Annotated in this window: 18 protein-coding genes; 8 read left to right on the top strand and 10 right to left on the bottom strand. The window is 69.6% G+C overall.

From position 1 onward, the window contains the following. Positions 1 to 118: 118 nt before the first annotated feature. On the top strand, positions 119 to 454 hold the full coding sequence (locus tag V6V89_RS13580; protein ID WP_334619433.1) for a 3-keto-5-aminohexanoate cleavage protein: 336 nt from the start codon (positions 119 to 121) through the stop codon (positions 452 to 454). 405 nt (positions 455 to 859) lie between these two features. After that, positions 860 to 2,638 (top strand): ribonuclease Y, encoded by a 1,779-nt coding sequence (gene rny / locus V6V89_RS13585; protein WP_334619434.1) that lies wholly within the window; start codon positions 860 to 862, stop codon positions 2,636 to 2,638. 65 nt (positions 2,639 to 2,703) lie between these two features. On the opposite strand, the gene V6V89_RS13590 is transcribed toward rny, so the two are convergent. The 4 genes from V6V89_RS13590 to V6V89_RS13605 form a co-directional block, all read right to left on the bottom strand. Beyond that, complete coding sequence (locus V6V89_RS13590) at positions 2,704 to 3,666, bottom strand: amino acid ABC transporter permease (protein ID WP_334619435.1); 963 nt, start codon at positions 3,664 to 3,666, stop codon at positions 2,704 to 2,706. Then, positions 3,663 to 4,370 carry an amino acid ABC transporter permease gene (locus V6V89_RS13595; RefSeq protein WP_334619436.1) on the bottom strand — a complete coding sequence of 236 codons (708 nt, stop codon included), beginning with the start codon at positions 4,368 to 4,370 and terminating at the stop codon, positions 3,663 to 3,665. Before V6V89_RS13595 ends, V6V89_RS13590 begins: the two co-directional genes overlap by 4 nt. A gap of 40 nt (positions 4,371 to 4,410) precedes the next feature. Beyond that, a complete protein-coding gene (locus V6V89_RS13600; RefSeq protein ID WP_334619437.1) occupies positions 4,411 to 5,295 on the bottom strand; it encodes a glutamate ABC transporter substrate-binding protein in 885 nt (294 codons plus the stop codon). A gap of 61 nt (positions 5,296 to 5,356) precedes the next feature. After that, on the bottom strand, positions 5,357 to 6,103 hold the full coding sequence (locus V6V89_RS13605) for an amino acid ABC transporter ATP-binding protein (protein WP_334619438.1): 747 nt from the start codon (positions 6,101 to 6,103) through the stop codon (positions 5,357 to 5,359). Positions 6,104 to 6,243: 140 nt separating this feature from the next. On the opposite strand from V6V89_RS13605, the gene V6V89_RS13610 reads away from it, so the two are divergent. Next, entirely contained in the window at positions 6,244 to 6,750 is a 507-nt protein-coding gene (locus V6V89_RS13610; RefSeq protein WP_334619439.1) for a hypothetical protein, read from the top strand. Between the two features lie 9 nt (positions 6,751 to 6,759). Here the strand turns inward: V6V89_RS13610 and V6V89_RS13615 are convergent, their stop codons facing one another. From V6V89_RS13615 to V6V89_RS13625, 4 genes are all read right to left on the bottom strand, one after another. After that, positions 6,760 to 7,035 (bottom strand): DUF2277 family protein, encoded by a 276-nt coding sequence (locus tag V6V89_RS13615; RefSeq protein WP_334619440.1) that lies wholly within the window; start codon positions 7,033 to 7,035, stop codon positions 6,760 to 6,762. Between the two features lie 5 nt (positions 7,036 to 7,040). Continuing rightward, positions 7,041 to 7,451, bottom strand: coding sequence for a type II toxin-antitoxin system VapC family toxin (locus V6V89_RS41710; RefSeq protein ID WP_442935133.1), 411 nt, complete (start codon positions 7,449 to 7,451; stop codon positions 7,041 to 7,043). Further along, entirely contained in the window at positions 7,448 to 7,675 is a 228-nt protein-coding gene (locus V6V89_RS41715; protein ID WP_442935132.1) for a FitA-like ribbon-helix-helix domain-containing protein, read from the bottom strand. Before V6V89_RS41715 ends, V6V89_RS41710 begins: the two co-directional genes overlap by 4 nt. Before the next feature lie 74 nt (positions 7,676 to 7,749). Continuing rightward, a complete protein-coding gene (locus V6V89_RS13625) occupies positions 7,750 to 8,238 on the bottom strand; it encodes a hypothetical protein (protein ID WP_334619442.1) in 489 nt (162 codons plus the stop codon). Between the two features lie 100 nt (positions 8,239 to 8,338). Here V6V89_RS13625 and miaB point away from each other — a divergent pair, with 100 nt between their 5' ends. Further along, complete coding sequence (gene miaB / locus V6V89_RS13630; RefSeq protein ID WP_334619443.1) at positions 8,339 to 9,862, top strand: tRNA (N6-isopentenyl adenosine(37)-C2)-methylthiotransferase MiaB; 1,524 nt, start codon at positions 8,339 to 8,341, stop codon at positions 9,860 to 9,862. Positions 9,863 to 9,878: 16 nt separating this feature from the next. On the opposite strand, the gene V6V89_RS13635 is transcribed toward miaB, so the two are convergent. Next, positions 9,879 to 11,246, bottom strand: a complete 1,368-nt coding sequence (locus tag V6V89_RS13635) for a pectate lyase family protein (protein ID WP_334619444.1) — start codon at positions 11,244 to 11,246, stop codon at positions 9,879 to 9,881. A 202-nt stretch (positions 11,247 to 11,448) separates the two neighbouring features. Here V6V89_RS13635 and V6V89_RS13640 point away from each other — a divergent pair, with 202 nt between their 5' ends. From V6V89_RS13640 to V6V89_RS13655, 4 genes are read left to right on the top strand one after another with little or no spacing between them, the layout of a single operon-like run. After that, entirely contained in the window at positions 11,449 to 12,570 is a 1,122-nt protein-coding gene (locus V6V89_RS13640) for a hypothetical protein (protein WP_334619445.1), read from the top strand. Further along, on the top strand, positions 12,567 to 13,724 hold the full coding sequence (locus V6V89_RS13645) for a hypothetical protein (RefSeq protein WP_334619446.1): 1,158 nt from the start codon (positions 12,567 to 12,569) through the stop codon (positions 13,722 to 13,724). Before V6V89_RS13640 ends, V6V89_RS13645 begins: the two co-directional genes overlap by 4 nt. Before the next feature lie 9 nt (positions 13,725 to 13,733). Then, positions 13,734 to 15,113: a hypothetical protein gene (locus V6V89_RS13650; RefSeq protein WP_334619447.1), complete on the top strand. Its 1,380-nt coding sequence runs from the start codon at positions 13,734 to 13,736 to the stop codon at positions 15,111 to 15,113. Next, the gene (locus V6V89_RS13655; protein ID WP_334619448.1) at positions 15,088 to 17,658 is read left to right on the top strand and encodes a tetratricopeptide repeat protein; all 2,571 of its coding nucleotides are present in this window, start codon (positions 15,088 to 15,090) and stop codon (positions 17,656 to 17,658) included. Before V6V89_RS13650 ends, V6V89_RS13655 begins: the two co-directional genes overlap by 26 nt. Before the next feature lie 223 nt (positions 17,659 to 17,881). Here the strand turns inward: V6V89_RS13655 and V6V89_RS13660 are convergent, their stop codons facing one another. Then, positions 17,882 to 19,465, bottom strand: coding sequence for a cellulase family glycosylhydrolase (locus V6V89_RS13660; RefSeq protein ID WP_334619449.1), 1,584 nt, complete (start codon positions 19,463 to 19,465; stop codon positions 17,882 to 17,884). Positions 19,466 to 19,472: the final 7 nt, after the last annotated feature.

The following is a 19,472-nucleotide window of genomic DNA, read 5'->3' on the forward strand; positions in this document are numbered from 1 at the left end:
GTTTCGGCCTGGCCGGGCGCAGCGCGGCCTCGGTGGATCAAGGGCAACGCAGCGACCGCCGATCAAGGGCATCCGCACGGATCAAGGGCAAATGCACGCGGAAAAGAGATCAAACCACGTGCATTCGTCCTTGATCGGCGGAAAGGGGCGCGGAGCTCGCGGCTATCTGGACTGGCGGGTGCCGTGCCTACGGGTCCTGCTGGAGTGCATGGCGTGCGATCCGGACGAAGCGGTCGCCAACGCCCACCGGATGCTCGCCCTGCTGCCCCGGCGGCGGCCACCGGTGTTGCTGCACGCCGAAGGTCCGGCGGTGTGGGCGGTGCTGCGCGGGGCGGTCAGGCTCGGATTGGACACCCGGGTGGGCTTGGAGGACACCAGGATGATGCCGGATGGCAGGATGGCGCCGGGAAATGCCGCTCTGGTGGAGGCAGCAGTGACCTGTGGGGCGGCGTAGCCTGGCCGAAAGATGTGACGCGTTTCCATCTCGTCCCGCAATGCCCCATGGGCCATGAGCTGCGTGTGAGCGTTCCGATGCCCTACGTCCCGGCTTCGGTCAGATCATGAGTCCTTGACCGAACCGGTCCTCGCGACCTAGCCTCGCGTTACAGACGAGGAAGCCCGACCAATCGCAGGCTAATCCCACAACATAGATCGCGTAACAGTACGGCATCAACTTTGACCCTCGTTGGCTGGGCCAGGCCGACGAGGTACCGACATAACACCGGCCAGTGGCGGTGCCCGCGGGCGCTGCTGGTGGACCGTATCCACGGCCAGCCGCCTCGGTCGGGCGACTCGTGAGCCGTGCGGCGCGCAGCGGGAGGGCGTCATCCTCCGGCGCCGGACGGTGGAGGGAGGCGGCATGGCTGGTGCGGAGTGGGCACTGTTCGCGGCGGTACTGGCGCTGGCCGTACTCGTGCTCGTTGGATTTGTCCTTGGCGCGCGGGTGTTGCGGGGTCTGACTACCGCCACGCCGACGGTCGCCGCCGCGGACGATCCGGAGTTCACCGCGGAGAAGGACCGGCAGGAGCAGGCGCTTGCCGCGCTGCGCACCGCGGCCGGTGAGGCGAGCGCCGCCGTCGAGCAGGCGAAGACCGCTGCGGCCGCGGCGCGCACGGATGCCGCCGAGGCCCGCGCGGAGGCGCGGGCGGCCCGGGCCGAGGCCCGGCGCGTGCTCGACGCCGCACGTGCGGAGGCCGACACCGTCCTGGAGCGCGCGCAGCGGCAGGCCGAGTCCGAGGCTGAGCAGGTACGCGCGGCGGCGCGCCGCAGCGGCGAGCGGGAGATCGCGGCGCTGAGCGAAACCGTCAAGGAGCAGGCAGCGGAGGCGGAGCGGCGGGCGGCCCGGATCGACGAGCGGGAGCGGTTGCACGCCGAGCAGGCCGAGCGGCTGGCGGAGCGCGAACGGCGGCTCGCCACGGTGGAGACCGAACTGGGCGAGCGGGATGCCGCGCTGGCGGCCCGCGAGTCGGCGCTGGCCGAGGCGGAGGAAGCGCGGCGGCGGGAGCTGGAGCGGGTTGCCGGGCTGACCGTCGACGCGGCCAAGTCCGAGCTGGTGGAGGCCATCGAGGGCCAGGCGAAGCGCGAGGCGGCTCTGCTGGTGCGTGACATCGAGAACGACGCCCGCAGCACCGCGGAGCAGCGCGCCCGGCACATCGTCGTCGACGCGATCCAGCGGGTGGCGAGCGAGCAGACGGCCGAGAGCGTGGTCAGCGTGCTGCACCTGCCCGGCGATGAGATGAAGGGCCGGATCATCGGGCGTGAGGGTCGCAACATCCGGGCGTTCGAGTCGGTGACAGGCGTCAACCTGATCATCGATGACACGCCGGAGGCGGTGCTGCTGTCGTGTTTCGACCCGGTACGCCGGGAGATCGGCCGGCTGACCCTGGAGAAGCTGGTGCTCGACGGCCGGATCCACCCGCACCGGATCGAAGAGGTCTTCGACAGCGCCAAGCAGGAGGTCGAGCGGCTGTGCGAGCGCGCGGCGGAGGACGCGCTCGTCGAGGTCGGCATCACCGACCTGCACCCGGAGCTGATGACGCTGCTCGGCCGGCTGCGCTACCGCACCTCGTACGGCCAGAACGTGCTCAAGCACCTGGTGGAGACCGCGCACATCGCCGGGATCATGGCTGCTGAGCTGCGGCTGGACATACCGACGATCAAGCGGTGCGCGTTCCTGCACGACATCGGCAAGGCGCTCACGCACGAGGTCGAGGGCAGTCACGCGCTGATCGGCGCCGACCTGGCCCGCAAGTACGGCGAGTCGGATGAGGTGGTGCACGCGATCGAAGCGCACCACAACGAGGTTCAGCCGCAGACCATCGAAGCGGTTCTCACGCAGGCGTCCGACGCGTGCTCCGGCGGGCGGCCGGGCGCGCGGCGGGAAAGCCTGGAGGCGTACGTCAAGCGGCTGGAGCGGATCGAGGAGATCGCCGGCGGCAAGTCGGGCGTCGAGAAGGTCTTCGCGATGCAGGCGGGCCGCGAGATCCGGGTGATGGTCAAGCCGGACGACGTCGACGACATCGCGGCGGCGGTGCTGGCCCGCGACGTGGCCAAGCAGATCGAGGAAGAGCTGACGTACCCGGGCCAGATCCGCGTGACCGTGGTCCGCGAGTCCCGGGTAACGGAGATCGCCCGCTAGATCAAAGGCGTCCCTCAAGTCGCTAGAACGACGTGAGGGACGCCTTGATCACATGGAAGCGTTGGTTACGCGTCCGCGGCGACGGCCGCGGGCGGCGCTGCCTGCTCGACAGGCAGGGCGCGGGTCTTGCGGCCGCGGGCCAGGCGGCGCTGGACGTACTCGGCCAGCTTGGAGAGTGCGTAGTTCACCAGGATGTAGATGGCGCCGACCACCGCGTACGTCTGGATCGGGTTCGGGTCTTCCAGCGCCTGGATGATCTGCGTGCTGACCCGCAGCACCTCTTCGTAGCTGATGATGAAGCCGAGGGACGTGTCCTTCAGCACCACGACGAGCTGGCTGATCAGTGCGGGCAGCATGATCCGGAACGCCTGCGGCAGCAGGATCATGCGGGTGGTCTGGAAGGGGCTGAGCCCCATCGCCTCGGCGGCCTCCCGCTGGCCCCCGGGCAGGCCCTCCATGCCGGAGCGGAGGATCTCGCCGATCACGACCATGTTGTAGAGCGTCAGGCCGATGACCAGGTACCAGAGGATGTCGCCCAGGTCGACGCCCAGGTCGGGGAGCGCGCTGGCCACGAAGAAGATCGTGATGACCACCGGCAGGCCCCGGAAGATCTCCACGAAGATCCGGCTGACGGCCGAGAGGAACCAGTTCAGCCCCCGCAGCAGGTACGCGAGCGGCGTGGCCAAGTCCTCGTACCGGCGCTTGACCAGCGACTTGAGCTGGATCCGCAGCACCGCGAGCGCGGTGCCCATGACCAGCGAGGACACGATGGCGAGCGCGGCCGCGATGAGCGTGGCCTTGAAGCCTTCGCCGAGGCGCTCCCAGACCAGCGGGAAGACCTCGTTGTTGGGGTCGATCAGCGGACCCCACAGGTCCATCGAGAACTGGCCCTTTTCGTCGAGCGGCTTGTAGATCATGAAGTACCCGCCGGCCACGATGAGCAGTACCGCGACGATGCTGCCAATGAGCGTGATCCGGCGGGCCCGAGGGCCGGGGGCGTCGTACAGGACCGTCTGCTGGTCTTTCATCGGGCCACCGCCCGGCGGCGCTCGATGCGGTCGAGGAGGAGCCCGAGTGGCACGGTCATGATGAGGAACCCGATCGAGACGCCGATGAAGACGGGGATGATGGGCTCGCCGAGGGCGCTGGTGAGGTTCTGCGCGCCGTTGGACAGGTCGCCGACCACGCCGAAGAAGCCGGCGAGCGCAGAGTTCTTGATCATGGCGATGATCACGCTGCCCAGCGGCACGATCGCCGCTTTCCACGCCTGGGGGAGCACCACGTAGCGCAGGTTCTGGGTGAAGGTCAAGCCGATGGCGCGGGCGGCTTCGGCCTGACCCGGCGACACCGCGTTGATGCCGCTTCGGATCGCCTCACAGACGAACGCGCCGGTGTAGAGGCTCAGCGCGATGATCGCGAAGCGGAAGTACGGAAGATCGATGCCGAGCCGGGTGAAGAGGGAACTCACGCCCGGGATCTTCAGGAAGTCCGCGTTTGACCCCAGCGACGGGAGCCCGAACGCGGCGAAGAAGAAGACGATCGTCAGTGGACAGTTGCGGAACACCGTCACGTAGGCCGTGCCGACCCAGCGCAGGGGCGGCACCGGCGAGATCCGCATGACTGCCCCGAGGGTGCCCATGAACAGGGCACCCACCGCTGACAGCAGGCAGAGCTGGAAGGTGAGCCAAAAACCACTGGCGAAGACGTCGAAGTGGTCGACGAGCACGCTCACGGAAAACTCCTAACACTCACCTTCCAGCTCTCCACAGTGGTCAGTAGCGGTTGACGGTCGGCGGCGCGGGGGTCTCGTCGACGTACTTGCCGGCGGTGTCCTTCCAAGCCTTCTCCCAGCGACCGTCCTTGAAGAGGGTCTCCAGGGTGTCGTTGACGAAGGTGCGGAAGGCGGTGTCGCCCTTCTTCAGGCCGATGCCGTACGGCTCCTTGGTGAAGTTCTCACCGGCCAGCTTGAACTGGCCCTCGTTGCGGGCGATGAAGCCGAGCAGGATGACGTTGTCGGTGGTCACCGCGTTGACCTGGCCGTTGGTGAGCGCGTCGACGCACTTCTGGTACACGTCGAAGACGACGAGCTGCGAGGCCTTGTTCGCCAGGTACTTCTCGATGTTGGTCGCCGGCGTCGAGCCCTGCACCGAGCAGACCTTCTTGTCACCGGCCTTGAACGAGTCCGGGCCGGTGATCGAGGTGTCGTCGGCCTTGACCAGGATGTTCTGGCCCGCCTCGTAGTAGGGGCCAGCGAAGTCGATGCGCTCCTTGCGCTTGTCGTTGATCGTGTATGTGGCGACGACCAGGTCGACCTCGGCCTTTTCGATCTTCTCTTCGCGGACCGCCGACGGCGTCTCGACCCAGGTGATCTTGTCGTCGGCGATGCCCAGCTCGTCGGCGATGAGCTTGCCGATCTCGACGTCAAAACCGGCGGGCTTGCCGTCGAGGCCCTTGAGGCCGAAGCCCGGCTGGTCGAACTTGGTGCCGATGGTGATCTTCTGAGCCTTGTTCAGCTTTTCCATCGTGCTGCCGGCTTCGAAGCTCTTGCTGCCCGAACCGCTGTCACCGCTGTCGCCACCGTCGTCGCCACCGCAGGCCGCGATGCCAAGGGACAGTGCCGCGACGGCAGCGACAGCCACCATACGCGTAATACGCATTACAGAATCTCCTCCTTTGATGGGAGCCCCCGGATCAAGCCCGTCGCTCCACAATGGACGCTCAGTGCGTCAGGATCTTCGACAAGAAGTCCTTGGCCCGGTCGCTCTTCGGGCTGCCGAAGAACTCGTCGGGCGGTGCCTGCTCGACCAGCTGGCCGTCGGCCATGAAGACGACCCGCTTGGCGGCGTGCCGCGCGAAACCCATCTCGTGGGTGACCACGACCATCGTCATGCCCTCACGTGCCAGCGACGTCATGACGTCGAGCACCTCGCCCACCATCTCCGGGTCGAGCGCGCTGGTCGGCTCGTCGAAGAGCATGGCCTTCGGCTGCATCGCCAGCGCCCGCGCGATCGCCGCGCGCTGCTGCTGGCCGCCGGAGAGCTGGGCCGGGTACTTGCTCGACTGGCTTGCGATGCCGACCCGTTCGAGCAGGGTCATGGCGCGCTCGCGCGCGGCCGCCGGCTTTTCCTTGCGAACCTTGATCGGGCCGAGCGTGACGTTCTCGAGGATCGTCTTGTGCGCGAAGAGGTTGAACGACTGGAAGACCATGCCGACCTCGCTGCGCAGCTTGGCAAGGCCTCGGCCCTCTGCCGGCAGGGGCTGCCCGTCGAAGATGATCGTGCCGGAGTTGATCGGCTCCAAGCGGTTGATCGCGCGGCAGAGCGTCGACTTGCCCGAGCCTGACGGCCCGATCACCACGACCACCTCGCCCCCGTCGATCGACAGGTTCACGTCCTGCAACACGTGCAGGGGACCGAACCATTTGTTGACCGACTCGAGCACGATGAGCGGCTCACCCGTTGTCACCGTCGTCCACCGTCCTGTAGATCGCGATTGCCCTCGGTGCAGTCACTTTATGCGCGACGATGTGTCATCAGACCGCATAGTTGGTCACAGGGGGATAACACCGGCCACGCGCGCCGCGCTGGGCGGTCACCATCGTGCGTATGGTTCCCCCCTCGGCCGGCGGCACGCTCTGGCACTGGTCGATCGACGCTCTGATAGCGCCCACGGAGGTGCATATCGCGCTGGCGGCGGTGCTGGCGCGCCCCGTGGTGCCCCTCGGCGCCGCCGACCCGGTGCGGTTACCACCCGGTGGAGTGCTGTGTGACGTATGGCACACCACGGGCGACTTCCCGACCGTCGTGGACTGCTACGGCGCCCCGGCGGACCTCGCCGAGGTGGCCGTCGTGGCGGCGCTCGCCGGGCGCATCGGGCGGCACTGCCTCGTGCCCGACGACACGCTCAACCCGGGACGCCACCTGCTAGCTGGCCCAGACGGCATGCTGCGGCCGGCACACGTCGACGTCACCGATACGGAGGACGGCTCGACCCATTCCAACGCCCGCCCGTGCACGATCACCGTCCAGCCGTGCCGGGACTCCGTGATCTGCCAGCAGTCGAGGTGGGCGCCCGACGCGGCGTACCGCCTGCCCGACCTGGCCGTGGTCTGACGCCGGGCGTTAGCCCGCGCGGGCGGCGCGGGCGGCGCGCTTCTTTTCCGTGCGCTCCGCGGGGGTCAGCGCGGTCGGGGCGGGACGGACCACCAGCTCCGCGAGCAGGGTGCGGGTCGCCTCAGCGACCGCGGCGACGGCCGCCTCGAAGGCCTCCGCGTTGTGGGGGGCCGGCGTCCGAAAACCCGAAATCTTGCGGATGTACTGCAACGCTGCCGCCTCGATGTCGTCGTCCGTGACGTTCTCCGTGTACGGCTCGCGCAGCGTCACGATGCTCCGGCACATAATCTTCAACCTCCCGATACTGGTTCAGTCATGACTTCGACGTGACATCTCAGGCCAGGTGCTCGCGCAAGCCGGCCATCACCGGTTAGCAGGGTCGCGGAAAGGGTCTCTGCCAAGGCTACGTACACGGCGTCGTAAGGAGTGACGTTGGCAATCAGCTCCCACACCCGTCGGAGCAGTGGGGCGTGCGGGATCCGTTCCATCGGCAGGTCGATCAAGTCGGCGATGGCCAGCGCCGCACGATGCTCTGTCAGCCCGCCGTTCAGGAGGTGCTTTCGAACGACCGAGGCTATCTCGACGTCGATGAGGGCGGGCGCGGCAAGCTCGTTACCACGGAGCTTGGCGCGAACCGCGTCGCCTGCCGGGCCGTCGTCTACGAGGGCGACGACGAGTGCAGAGGCGTCCGGAACGATTATCTTTCGCGGTCCTCCTGAACCAGCCTGGTCGCCAGGTGCAGAGGCAAGGCTCCGCCTGACCTCTGCGCTACTCGGTTCAGCACCTCGTCGATGGTTGGCCGCCGAGCCTCCTGAGTGAGCCTGGTCAGCAGGTACTCCTGCAGTGACTGGCCAGCCGCCGCCGCTCTGCGCCGGAGAACCTGGTGGACGTCGTCTGGCACGTCCTTGACCTGGATATTCGGCATGGCTCCAGTCTAGCTCCAGAGCATGCGTTTTGGCTCCAAGAGGCTTCATGGCTCCGTCCGTGAGTGTTTGAAGGTCAGTCCTCGACAACGAAGCTGTCGATCAGTGCGTGGAGACGCTGAGCGGTCTGACTGTTTAAACTCCGAGGCAGCTCCAGGGTGATCGTCAACCGGCCGTCAACGGGGAACTCCACGACCATTGTCTCCTTCGTGGCGCTCTCGTGCGGTCCCGTGCGGTCGCTGCTCCTGGTCCGGGCGATGGACTTCCACTCTGGGTCACCGTCGAGCCATGCGAGATAGAGCTGGGTCGCGACCCGGAAGCGGGTGCGATAGGTGGCGGCGCTGCGAAACGCTGTTCCCTTGGCGGCCTGGAATCGGTCCATGACCGACTCCACGTCCAGGCCGGAGACTTGCTGGTCACTGGGGATATCGAGGAGGGTGGAGACGCTTTTGACCGTCGACTTCATGGCCATCGTGGTCACGGAATTGAAGTCTGGGTCCCGCGCGCATTTGGCCAGGAACTCGACCATGCCGCCGACCGTGCCGGGCCTCGCATCGTCCACCATCGCCGCACCTCCGCGAAGAGCCTAGATGCAATTGGCATGTAAAACAAGGAGTCAACACGGCGGGCGTTGAAGGTGGATCCGAGACCGTTAGGCTTTAGCGGTGGAAAGGCACGACGCGGTGGCGAAGAGCTACAAGGTGGTCACGTATGGCTGCCAGATGAACGTCCACGACTCCGAGCGGATTTCCGGGCTGCTGGAGGGCGCGGGCTATATCCGCGCGGCCGACTCGGACAATCCGGACGTCATGGTGTTCAACACCTGCGCGGTACGGGAGAACGCGGACAACCGGCTCTACGGCAACCTGGGCCACCTGCGCCCGGTCAAGGACAAGCACCCCGGCATGCAGATCGCGGTCGGCGGGTGCCTCGCGCAGAAGGACCGCGGCGAGATCGTCAAGAAGGCGCCCTGGGTCGACGTGGTGTTCGGCACGCACAACATCGGGTCGCTGCCGGTGCTGCTGGAGCGGGCCAGGCACAACGCCGCGGCCGAGGTCGAGATCCTGGAGTCGCTGGAGGTCTTTCCCTCCACGCTGCCGACCCGCCGCGAGTCGACGTACGCCGGCTGGGTGTCGATCTCGGTGGGCTGCAACAACACGTGCACCTTCTGCATCGTGCCGTCGCTGCGGGGCAAGGAGAAGGACCGCCGGCCGGGCGAGATCCTGGCCGAGGTCGAGGCGCTGGTCGCCGAGGGCGTGCTCGAGGTGACCCTTCTGGGGCAAAACGTCAACTCGTACGGTGTCGCGTTCGGCGAAGCTCGCGAGCCGAACCGGAGTAGCAGTGGCGGCCGGTCCGCTTTCGCCGAGCTGTTGCGCGCCTGCGGGGGCGTCGACGGGCTGGAGCGGGTGCGCTTCACCAGCCCGCACCCCAAGGACTTCACCGACGACGTGATCGCGGCGATGGCCGAGACGCCCAACGTCTGCCACCAGCTGCACATGCCGCTCCAGTCGGGTTCCGACGCGGTGCTCAAGGCGATGCGCCGGTCGTACCGGTCGGCGAAGTACCTGGGCATCATCGACAAGGTGCGCGCGGCCATGCCGGACGCGGCGATCACCACCGACATCATCGTCGGCTTCCCGGGCGAGACCGAAGAAGACTTCCAGCACACGCTCGACGTGGTGCGGCAGGCGCGGTTCGCGGGGGCGTTCACCTTCCAGTACTCGAAGCGGCCCGGCACGCCCGCCGCGACCATGCCCGACCAGCTGCCCAAGCAGGTCGTCCAGGAGCGGTACGAGCGGCTGATGGCCACCGTCGAGGAGATCACCTGGGCGGAGAACAAGGCGTTGGTCGGTCAGACCGTCGAGGTGCTGGCGTCGGTCGGCGAGGGGCGCAAGGACGAGCGCACCGGCCGGATGTCGGGGCGGGCGCGCGACGGCAGGCTCGTGCACTTCAACGTCGGCGACCTTGGAGATCAGATCCGGCCCGGTGACATCGTGCACACCGTGGTCACGTACGCGGCACCGCATCACCTCAACGCTGACGGTGCACCGCTGCACCACCGCCGCACCCGTGCCGGCGACGCTAGCGAGGCGGGGCGCGCACCGCGTACTCAGGGTGTGCTTCTGGGGCTGCCGACGGTCGGTGCGCCGCCGGCGCAGGCCGTGGTGTCGGCCTGCGCCAGCGACTGACCACTCGCAGAAGCGATCAGACAGAAATCCGGCCCGCGCCGGCGCCGTTCATGACGAACGCCTTCACGCCGCTGGCCGCCTCCAACGAGTACGAGTAGGGGATGCCGGCGCAGCTGCTGCCGCCGGCTTGGCCGCTGCCCGAGTTGACGAAGTGGTTGTTGCGCGCCACGAGGCTGCCCACCGCGGACGAGCCTTCGCCTCGGTGGAACGGGTCGTCGGTGTTTTCGAAGTAGTTGCCCTCGACGAGCACGCACGCGTTCATCGTGGACGCCACACCGTAGGAGCCGATGTTGGCGTAGTAGTTGTTGTAGACGTGCACCGGGTTGCCGAAGCGCACGCGCGGGTGACGCTGGTTGGTGCCGTCGAACCAGTTGTGGTGGTACGAGACGCGCAGGCGGCCGACGTCTTCACCGGCGTTGTCGTCGCTGTGCCCGAGCAGCATCGACTTGTCGTGGCCGTGGATCCGGTTCCACGACACGGTCACGTAGTCGGACGCGCGCTTGATGTCGATCGCGCCGTCGTACCCGTTGGTGAGCGTGTTGTGGTCGATCCACACCCTCGTCGAGTACTGGACGTTGATCGCGTCGTCGTTCCAGTTGCGGAACGTGAGGTTGCGGATGATGACGTTCGACGCCTGTGACACGTTCAGGCCGCAGCCGGCGATCGTCGCGCCCGCGTTCCCGACGATGGTCTTGTTGGAACCGACCCGCAGCATGCCCGAGCACGAGATCGTGCCGGAGACCCGGACCACCGCGGCGTTGGTGCCGGAGATCGCGCTGGTCAGAGCCGACGAGCTGGTGACGGTCGTCGCCGCGGCGCCACCGCCGCCGGTGGTGCCGCCGCCCTGGGTGGCCCACCCGACCAGGGCGCCCGTGTTGCCGCCCGGCGGGTTGGTGGGTGGCACGGGGGTCGTCGGGCTGGTGCCCGGCGTGGTGGGGTTGGTGCCAGGCGTGGTCGGCGTGGTCGTGCCGGTGCAGGTGGTGCCGTTGACGGCGAAGCTGGCCGGCACCGGGTTGCTGCTGTTGTTCCAGCTGCCGTTGAACCCGAACGAGGTGCTGGCGTTGGTGGCGAGGCTGCCGTTGTAGCTGGCGTTGTTGGCGGTGACCTGGCTGCCGCTCTGGGTGACGGTGGCGTTCCAGGCCTGCGTGACGGTCTGGCCGGCGCTGTACGACCAGGTGAGGGACCACGCCGTGAGCGGGTCGCCGAGGTTGGTGATGGTGACGTTCGCGCCGAAGCCGCCCTGCCACTGGCTGGCGACCTGATAGTTGATCCGGCAACCGGCCGCGGCGTGCGCGGTGACGGCGGCGACGACGCCGCCGGCGGCCAGGGTGGCGGTGCCGGCGACGGTGGTGAGAAGCGCGAGACGGAGGCGTCTGTTGAACATGCGGGTACTCCTAGGCACGTCGAGGGATCGAGGGTGCCCGGCTCCGCGCGTCCAGCCCGGGGAAGCGCTTTCCCTGATGGAATCATATATAGTGACGAATGTAAATGCGGTCCTGATTCCGACAGCAGAAAGCCTTCAAACGCTCGCGCCTCGATGACAGTCTGTGTCACATATGAACCCCTATGCCACGAGGTCGGCGTTCGTGGTCCTTGCCGCCGGTCGAGAGCTGCGCGCCGCGCTCGACGATCCGCTCGGCCGCGAAGACGCCGCGGAGCGCCTCGCCGTCGTCCTGGAACGCGACCTCGCCGCTTCCTTGCCCGAGCAGAGCCTCTTCGAACCGAGCGCGGTGCCGCCGGGCCTGCACGCACCGCCCGGACTGGGCGAACCGGTCCGGATCGGCGCCACCGAGACCGATGTGGTGCGGCTTCTCGGCGCGGCGGCCACCCGGCTGCACGTGGCCGAGGTGGCGCTGGCGGCGGGCGAAGCGGTGGGCGAGACCGCGACCGGTGAGCCACCGTCTACAAGGGAAAGCCTCGACCACGCCCTCACCGGGCTCCGCGACACCGCGACCTCGCTCACCGACCGCGAGGAGGCGGACGCGACGCGGTCCTTCGAGTCGGCGGTGGTCACCTCGCCCGACCTCGCGACGGCCACCGCCACCCTTCGCAAGACCGTCGCTGAGACCCTGGACTCGATCACCCAGCAGACCTCCGCCGCCCTGGCCAGCCCGTTTCGCGCGGCCGCGGGCCTCGCGCCGGAGGCGGCCCGCAAGGCGTGGGAGTCGGTGACCGAGCGGCTCCAGGTCGGCGACCTCGGCGGCAGGCTGACGAGGCTCGGCATCCGCGCGCTGCTGTCGGCCATCGACGCGCTGCGCCGGCTGGTGCCGGGCCATTGGCTCGCCACCGCCCGGGTCAAGCTCGTCGAGCTGCGCGACCGGCTGGAGGCGCACGGCGGCACGGACGCGGCGGTGGGATGGCTGCTCGGTGTCGGAGCGGTGCGCGCCGAGACCGACGCGATCGCCGTTCGCCCCGGGCTCGAAATCGCGCGGCTGGACACCGCGTCGCTGGATCTGACCGCGCTGTCCGCGCGGTACACCTCGGCCATGGAGATGGTCGGGCTGATACAAGCCGGAATCGCCGGGCTCGGGCTGATCAAGCTGGTCGGACTCGCGGTGCCGCACCTGACGGCTGTACTGGTAGGTGCCGAGCTTCTCGTCGGTGCCGTGGTGATTGTGCTCGCCCTAGACTATGTGGACAGCACGATGGCGCCCAGCTGGGTACGGGGCGCACGCACGATCATCCGGGAGGCGTCGCCGGGCGCATGAGTGAATCAACCGGCGCCAACGCGGGTTTCCTCACCCAGGTGCGGCAGGAGATAGCCGAGATGGAACAGATCGAGGCCGCGCTGCACCGGGAGCACGGGCTCGGCACCACCAGCGCGCAGGTGCGCGACGAGTTCGCGGTGCTGCTGCGCGAGCGTACGCGGGAACTGACCGAGTTGGTCGACGCCGGAGCCGCCGACTGGGCCCGTCTCGACCAGCTCCGCGCCGGGCGCCTGGCGGCCGTCAAGGCCGCCGCGCTCGGTGTCCTGGAAGGCATCCTGCTGCGCGCACATCCGCTGTACGCGGACGTCACCGTCGCCGCCGAGAGGGTGCTCGACGACCTGGTCGACCGCACGGGGATACGGCGGGACGTGCTGCTGTCGGTGGCCGGCGCGGAGCGGTTCGAGCGCACGGTGGGGATCATCCGGATGCGGTTTCCGGACGTGACCGTGTGGGGGCTGCCGATCCTCGCTCACGAGCTGGGCCACATGGTCGCCGGCACACTGCCCGCGCCGGGGCAGAGCAGCGCCCGTCCGGTCGAGGAGTACGTGTCGACGGAGGCAGAGCTGGAGGCGGCCATCACCGGGGCCGACCCGACACAGGCGCGGCACCGGCTGCACGAGCTCTTCGCCGACGTGTACGCGACGTACGCGCTCGGTCCGGCGTACCCGCTGGCGGTGCTGACCCTCCGGGCGCGCCCGGACCGGTTCGAGGACGCGACTGCGACCCACCCGTCCTGGACGCGTCGCATGTGGACGATGGTCGAGGCGATCCGCGAGTTGAGCGTCCTCGTCGCCAGCCCGCTGGTCGGGCAGGCGTACCGGCGGGACGCCAATGTCCTGGTGCTGCCGCGCTGGTTCGCGGTACACGGTGAGCGGCTGCTCGACGAGCGCGCGCAGCGGCTGGTGCGGCGCCAGGCCAAGGCGCTGGTGGCGCTCCTCGACCGAAACGCGCCGCCGCGCCTGCGGTACGACGGGGCCTTCGACGCCGACGGCCTCGGGCAGCGGCTGGCGGCCGGCGGCGACGAGAGCGCCGCGCCCGGCGCGGTGCTCAACGCCGCCTGGCGGTGGCGCACCGCCAACCCGCAAGCCGATCCCGAGACCACGCGGCGGTTCAGTGCGGTCGCCGTGACCAGCCTGCGCACCGTTACGGCCTGAGGAGGTCCCGTGCCGCCCCCACCCGACCTGCTCGTGATCCGCCTGGATGAGCTCCAGGAGGACATCGAGGAGGTACAGCAGGTCGTGGCGAAGGCGGAGACCCGCCACGAACGCCTCAAGGTCCTGCGCGAGGCCGGCGCGTCCGCCGCCGACCGGCTCCGGACCGCCCGGAAGGAGGCGCACGACGCGGCGCTGGATGCCGAGGGGACCCAGTTCCACGAGGCGCTGGAATCGCTGTCCGTCTCGCTGAAAGACGTCGCCGCGCAGATCCGCCAGATCAACGAGACGGTGGCCGACTTCGACCGGGCGATGATCCACCTCAAGGAGGCCGAGGACATCAACAACCGGTGCGGGCAGATCCTCGAGGACATCCGGGACATCCGGGCCAGTGTGCGCAGCGGCGAGCTGTCGTACGCCGACGCGTGGGCCGCTTTCGACGACCTGTCCGACACCCGGTGCCGCACGCTCTTCTCGGACTACGTCGACCTGCTGGGCGGCCTCACGCTGCGCGACACGGGGCTCGACGACCGCATCAGCGAGCTGACCGACGCGCTCCTCGACGAGCTCGGCACCGAGCTGCTCGCGCTGCCCGCTCGCCCGGCCGACGCGGCTCCCGTGGAGGGTGCGCCGTCGCTGGGTAGCCTCATCAAGCTGTGGTTTCCAGAGTGGACGATCTGGGGCGTGCCGCTGTTCGGGTACGACGCGGGCCTCGCCTGGGTCAGCCGGGGCACCCCGCTCGCCGCGCAGCTGCTCGCGGCCGAGCCTGCCGGCAGCCGCGGGTGCCTAGTCGCCGACGCGTACGCCACCTACGCGCTCGGGCCGGCCTACGCCTCCGCGGCGATCCTGCTCCGCATGCGTACCCCTGCCGCCGGCGACCCGGCCGGGTCGCCCGCGGAGGCCGCGCGCGCCCACGTCATCCTGCGCATCCTGCGCGCGCTCGGTGAGTCCGGCACCTTCGGCGCGGTTGTCGGCATCGTCGAGGAGTGCTGGCACGAGGCGGTGCGGCAGCGAGGCGGCCAGATCGAGCCGGCGAACCGGGACGAGCTCGACCGGTTCGCCGACCGGGCCCTCAGCACGCTCGACAACGTGACGACGCTGCGGCGGTTCGACTCCCAGCTCTGGGACCGCGAGGCGCGCGGCGTGCTCGACCTGCTGCGGATCGCGGAGCCCGGCGGCCCGCCGCCGGAGACCGTGCGCGGCCTGCTGAACGCGGCGTGGGCGGCGCGCCTGGAGAAGTTCGACAACCGCGCGTACGTCAACGCGATCGGCACCAAGGCCAAGCGGCTCTGGACGCCCCGCCACGGCGGCGGCGCCGGCGACAAATGGCCCGGCAGCTCCATCCACTCCCCGAGAAAGCCCGGATATGGAACCACCTTCCTCCCCCGATGAGGCGGGCGCCCGTTCGCTGGTGCGGGAGAGCCTCGACCTGCTGATGGGTGACGAGCCGGTCGCGGCGCTCGAAGCGCTCGCGCGTCCGGCGCTGCAGAACCCTGACGGCACCCTGCTGCCCACCGCCGCGGCGCTCGTGACCGCGGGCGAAGCGTCCGCCGCGCGGGCGGCGCTCGACATGCTCATCGACGCGGGCCACACCAGCGTTCCCGCCTTCCTGCTGCGCGCCGACGTGCTGCTGGAGGTGGGTGAGGACGACGCGGCGGCCGTCGACGTGCGGGAGGCCGCAAAGCTGGCGCCCGGGTGGGCCTCGCTGTGGCTGCAACTCGCCGACCTGCTTTCCCAGCGGGGCGAGTTCTCGGAGGCGGTGGAGGCGTACGACCACACGCTCACCCTCATTGACCGCCCGGACATCTGGCAGAAGCGCGGGGCGGCGCTGTCCGGCTGGGGCCGCGTCGACGAGGCGCGGCGCTCGTACGAGCGGGCGCTCGCCGGGGCGCCGGACATGACCTCCGCGTATGTCGGGCTTGCGGAGACGGCGCTCGGCGGAGCCGAGGAGGACCGGCTGGCCGAGGCGCTCCGGTTCGCCGAGGAGGCGCTCACGCGCGATCCCGCGAGCGCGCAGGCGTACGCGATCCGCGGCGAGGCGCACCGGTTGGGCGAGCAGTTCGACGAGGCGGCCGAGGCGCTCACCGAGTCGATCCAGCTCGACCCGGACTTCGCGTACGCGTTCGGCACCCGTGCTCAGGTGCGGCGCGCGCAGGACCGGCTCGACGAGGCCATCGACGACTTCGAGAAGGCCGCCGCGCTGGCGCCGGAGATCGGCTGGATCCGCGCTGAGGCGGGAGAGGCGTACTACGCCCGGCTACAGACCCCGGGCGCCGACGCCGCCAGCGACGCCGAGCGGGCACTCGCGCACCTCACCGTCGCGGCCAGGATCAGGCCGACCGACGGGGTGGTCTGGTCGCTGCTGGGCCAGGCCCACTGGTGGCGTGAAGACCTGGAGGCGGCCGAGGAAGCGCTGTGGCGCGCGCACGAGCTGATCCCCGACGAAGTCAACGTCCTCGTCGACCTGGCCCGCGTCCGCAACCAGCGCGGAGCGCCCGCCGAGGCACTCGAACTGGCCGAGCAGGCGTGCGAGGCGGCACCGGACGACCCGTACGCGCGGCTCACGCGCGGGCAGATCCGGTACGCGCAGGGCGAGGTCGCCGAGTCCATCCCCGACCTGGAGGTCGCCGTCGAGCGCCTGCCGGACTTCGCCGAGGCGCGCGCGGCGCTCGGCGAGTCGTATCGGCAGGTTGGGCGGTACGAGGAGGCGCTGGAGCAGCTTGCGGCGGCGGTTGCCGGCGACCCCGCCGACGCCTGGGCGTTGAGCAGCCGGGGTGCCGTGTTCGTGTCCCTCGGGCGCGCCGAGGAGGCGCTGCCCGACCTGCGGCGCGCGCTCGAACTGCGCTCACCCGACACGTTCGCGTTGACATGGTTGCGAGAGGCGCTGAGCGCGTCGCGGGCACCCGACGAAGCGGCCGACGAGGTCGGCGCGCACGCTCGGCGGTATCCGGACAATTTGGATATTCAGGAGGTCTACGCCGACGCGCTGCGGTTCGCCGGCCGGTACCGCGAAGCCGTCGACCTCATCGACGAGGCGCTGTGGCGGGAGCCCGAACACGTGGGGCTGCTGCGGTCACTCGGCTGGGCGCACCTCGGCCTCGGCGACAAGGCCAAGGGGCTCGACGCCATGAAACGGGCCGCCGCGGTCTCGTCCGAACCCGCGACCCTCGCCGACCTGGCATATCTTCAGTCGCAGTGCGGGCAGACCGCCGAAGCGCTGGAGACCGTCGACCGCGGCCTGGCGACACGGCGCACCGCCGCCCTGCTCGTGACCCGCAGCCAACTGCTCGCCAGCGTCGCCGCCTGGGCGCCGGCCGTGGCGGCTGCCCGCGAGGCGGCCGCCATGCCACCACCCGAGCTCAGCGCCCACCTGGCGCTCGGCTGGGCCCTCGAACACCTCGACGGCGGCCACACGACCGACGCGCTCGCCGTGTACCGGAACGCGCTGGAGATCGCACCCGACGACCCATACGCCCGGCGCGGCGTGGCCGACATGCTGTGGTCGCAAGGGAAGGCGGACGAGGCGGCACCCGAGTACGAACGGTCGATCGCGCAGTCGCGGCGGCTCGCCGACGCCCAACCCGAGCGGCAACGCGACATCGGCTGGTGCCTGTACCGGCTCGGCCGGTACGAGGAAGCGGCCGACGCGTACCTGCGAGGGCTGTCGGTCGGCGTCGACCGCACCGGGGTTCTGTTCGACATCGGGCTCAACTGGCTGGCCGCTGGTGACCAGGTGCGGGCCGCGGACGCGTACGACCAGGGGTTCGCGCTGCACTCGGCGCCGCGGCCGCCGCGCGACCGGGGGACGCTGGAGGTGGCCGCCCGTGACCTACGCGAGGCGGTCCGATGTGGACAGATCTCGGGTGGCGCGGAGGTCGACGCGCTCCTAAGCCGCCTGGAGACGGAGGCGGCGTCCGTCCCCACTCCGGCGGTCTAGCCGTCACCACGCGCCCTCGGTGCGCCTGACCGGCGGGCTGTGGCGCCGCGCGGACGCGCCCTCGCACGAGGGCGTCCGCGGGTAGGGCGGTGACCGTTCCGGCGGGCGCGCCGCGTCGATCAAGGGCGTTCTCATGGATCAAGGGCAAACGCACGTGGAAAAGAGATCGAACCACGTGCGTTTGCCCTTGATCGGCGGGGGAGTGCCCCTGCGGGGGTGCCCGCTAGGAGCAGGTGGCGCCGTTCAGGCGGACTGAGGCTGGTGGGGTCGCGGTGCCGTTCGCGGTGAAGCCGATCGTCACCGACGCGCCGCCCGCGAGGGACGAGCTCCACGTCGGCGCGGCCGCCGTCACGGTGGTGGCGCTCTGGGTCACGGTGGCGTTCCAGCCGCTGCCGAGCGTCACACCCGACGGCCACGTCCACACCACGTTCCACGGGTTGAGCGCGCCGCCGGTGTTGGTCACCGTGAGCGAACCCTGGAAGCCGCTGTTCCACGCGTTGGTCTGCGTGTACGTGGCGGTGCACGCCCCGGGCGCGCTACTGGTCGGACCACCGGAAGGCCCACCGCTGGTCGGGCTGCTGCCGCCCACCGGTGGAATCAGGTACGGCTGGAGGATCGCCTGCTTCTCGGTGTTGATGTTGGTCCAGTCGTCGAGGGCGATGCCGCCGGTGTCACCGGAATTGGGGTTCCACGACCAGTACGTGAACGACATGCCGTCCACGCCGGTGCCGGTGTACTTCATCAGCTCCTGGAGCCACACCTTGTCGATCGGGTTGGTGAGCGTACTGCCGAACTCACCCATCATGATCGGTGCGATGTTCTGCTTGTGCAGGTAGCCCCAGAACCCGTCCCACAGCGCCGGCATGTTCGCCGGGTAGTTGGGCTCGTCGAACCAGTCCTGGTGGTAGACCGACGTCGCGTACTCGTGGGGAGAGTAGACGAGGCGGTTCGCCACGCTGAGGCGTACCGGGAACTCGCCGGCCTTGGAGAGGTTGCCGCCCCACCAGCCGCAGCTTTCGTCGTTGCTGGGGTCGTTGTCCCACACGTTCGACAGGCCACCGCTGGGACAACTCACGCCCTCGACGAAGATCAGCCAGTTCGGCTGTACGCCGAGGATGGCGTTGCCGGCGCGCTCGGCGGCGAGGCGCCAGTCGCGGTTCGGGTCGCCGCAGCCCCAGCAGGCGCCGGTGGCGTTGGGGTTGGTGCCATCGGCGTGCGGCTCGTTGTGCAGGTCGGCGCCGATGACGGTGGTGTTGCCGGCGTACCGCTGGGCGAGCATCTTCCAGTCGTTGATCCAGGTGGCCTCGGAGACGGTCGAGGTGTACCAGAGCGCGGACTGGCCGGCGGAGGTGGGCCGGTGCCGGTCGAGGATGACCCGCATCCCCTTCGTGCCGACGTACTCGATGACCTTGTCGAGGATCTGCAGCGGGCTCAGGCCGAGGAGGTCGGGGTTGACGGCGGTGTTGATGCTGTTGGCCGCCGCGTCGGGCTTGAGGGCGTCGTTGGAGTACGGGATGCGCAGCGTGTTGTAGCCCAGCCGCGCCATGGTGTCGAGCTGGCTGCGCCACGGGTTGCTGGACCACAGCCCGTGGAAGGTCTTGTTGTCGGTCTCCATGCCGAACCAGTTGATGCCGGTCAGGCGCACGGTCGCACCGGTGCTGTCGATGATCTTGTTGCCGCTGGTGCGCAGGTATCCGGTGCCGGTGCCGGCCGCGTGCGCCGACGGCGCGATGACGATCGCGACGAGGATGCCGGCGGCGGCTGTGAATGCTGCTGCGAGGGCGCTCGCGAGCGCTCTACGGGACATGCCAGGG

The organism is Micromonospora sp. CPCC 206061 (genome assembly GCF_036906915.1).
In the GTDB taxonomy this organism is placed as follows: domain Bacteria; phylum Actinomycetota; class Actinomycetes; order Mycobacteriales; family Micromonosporaceae; genus Phytohabitans.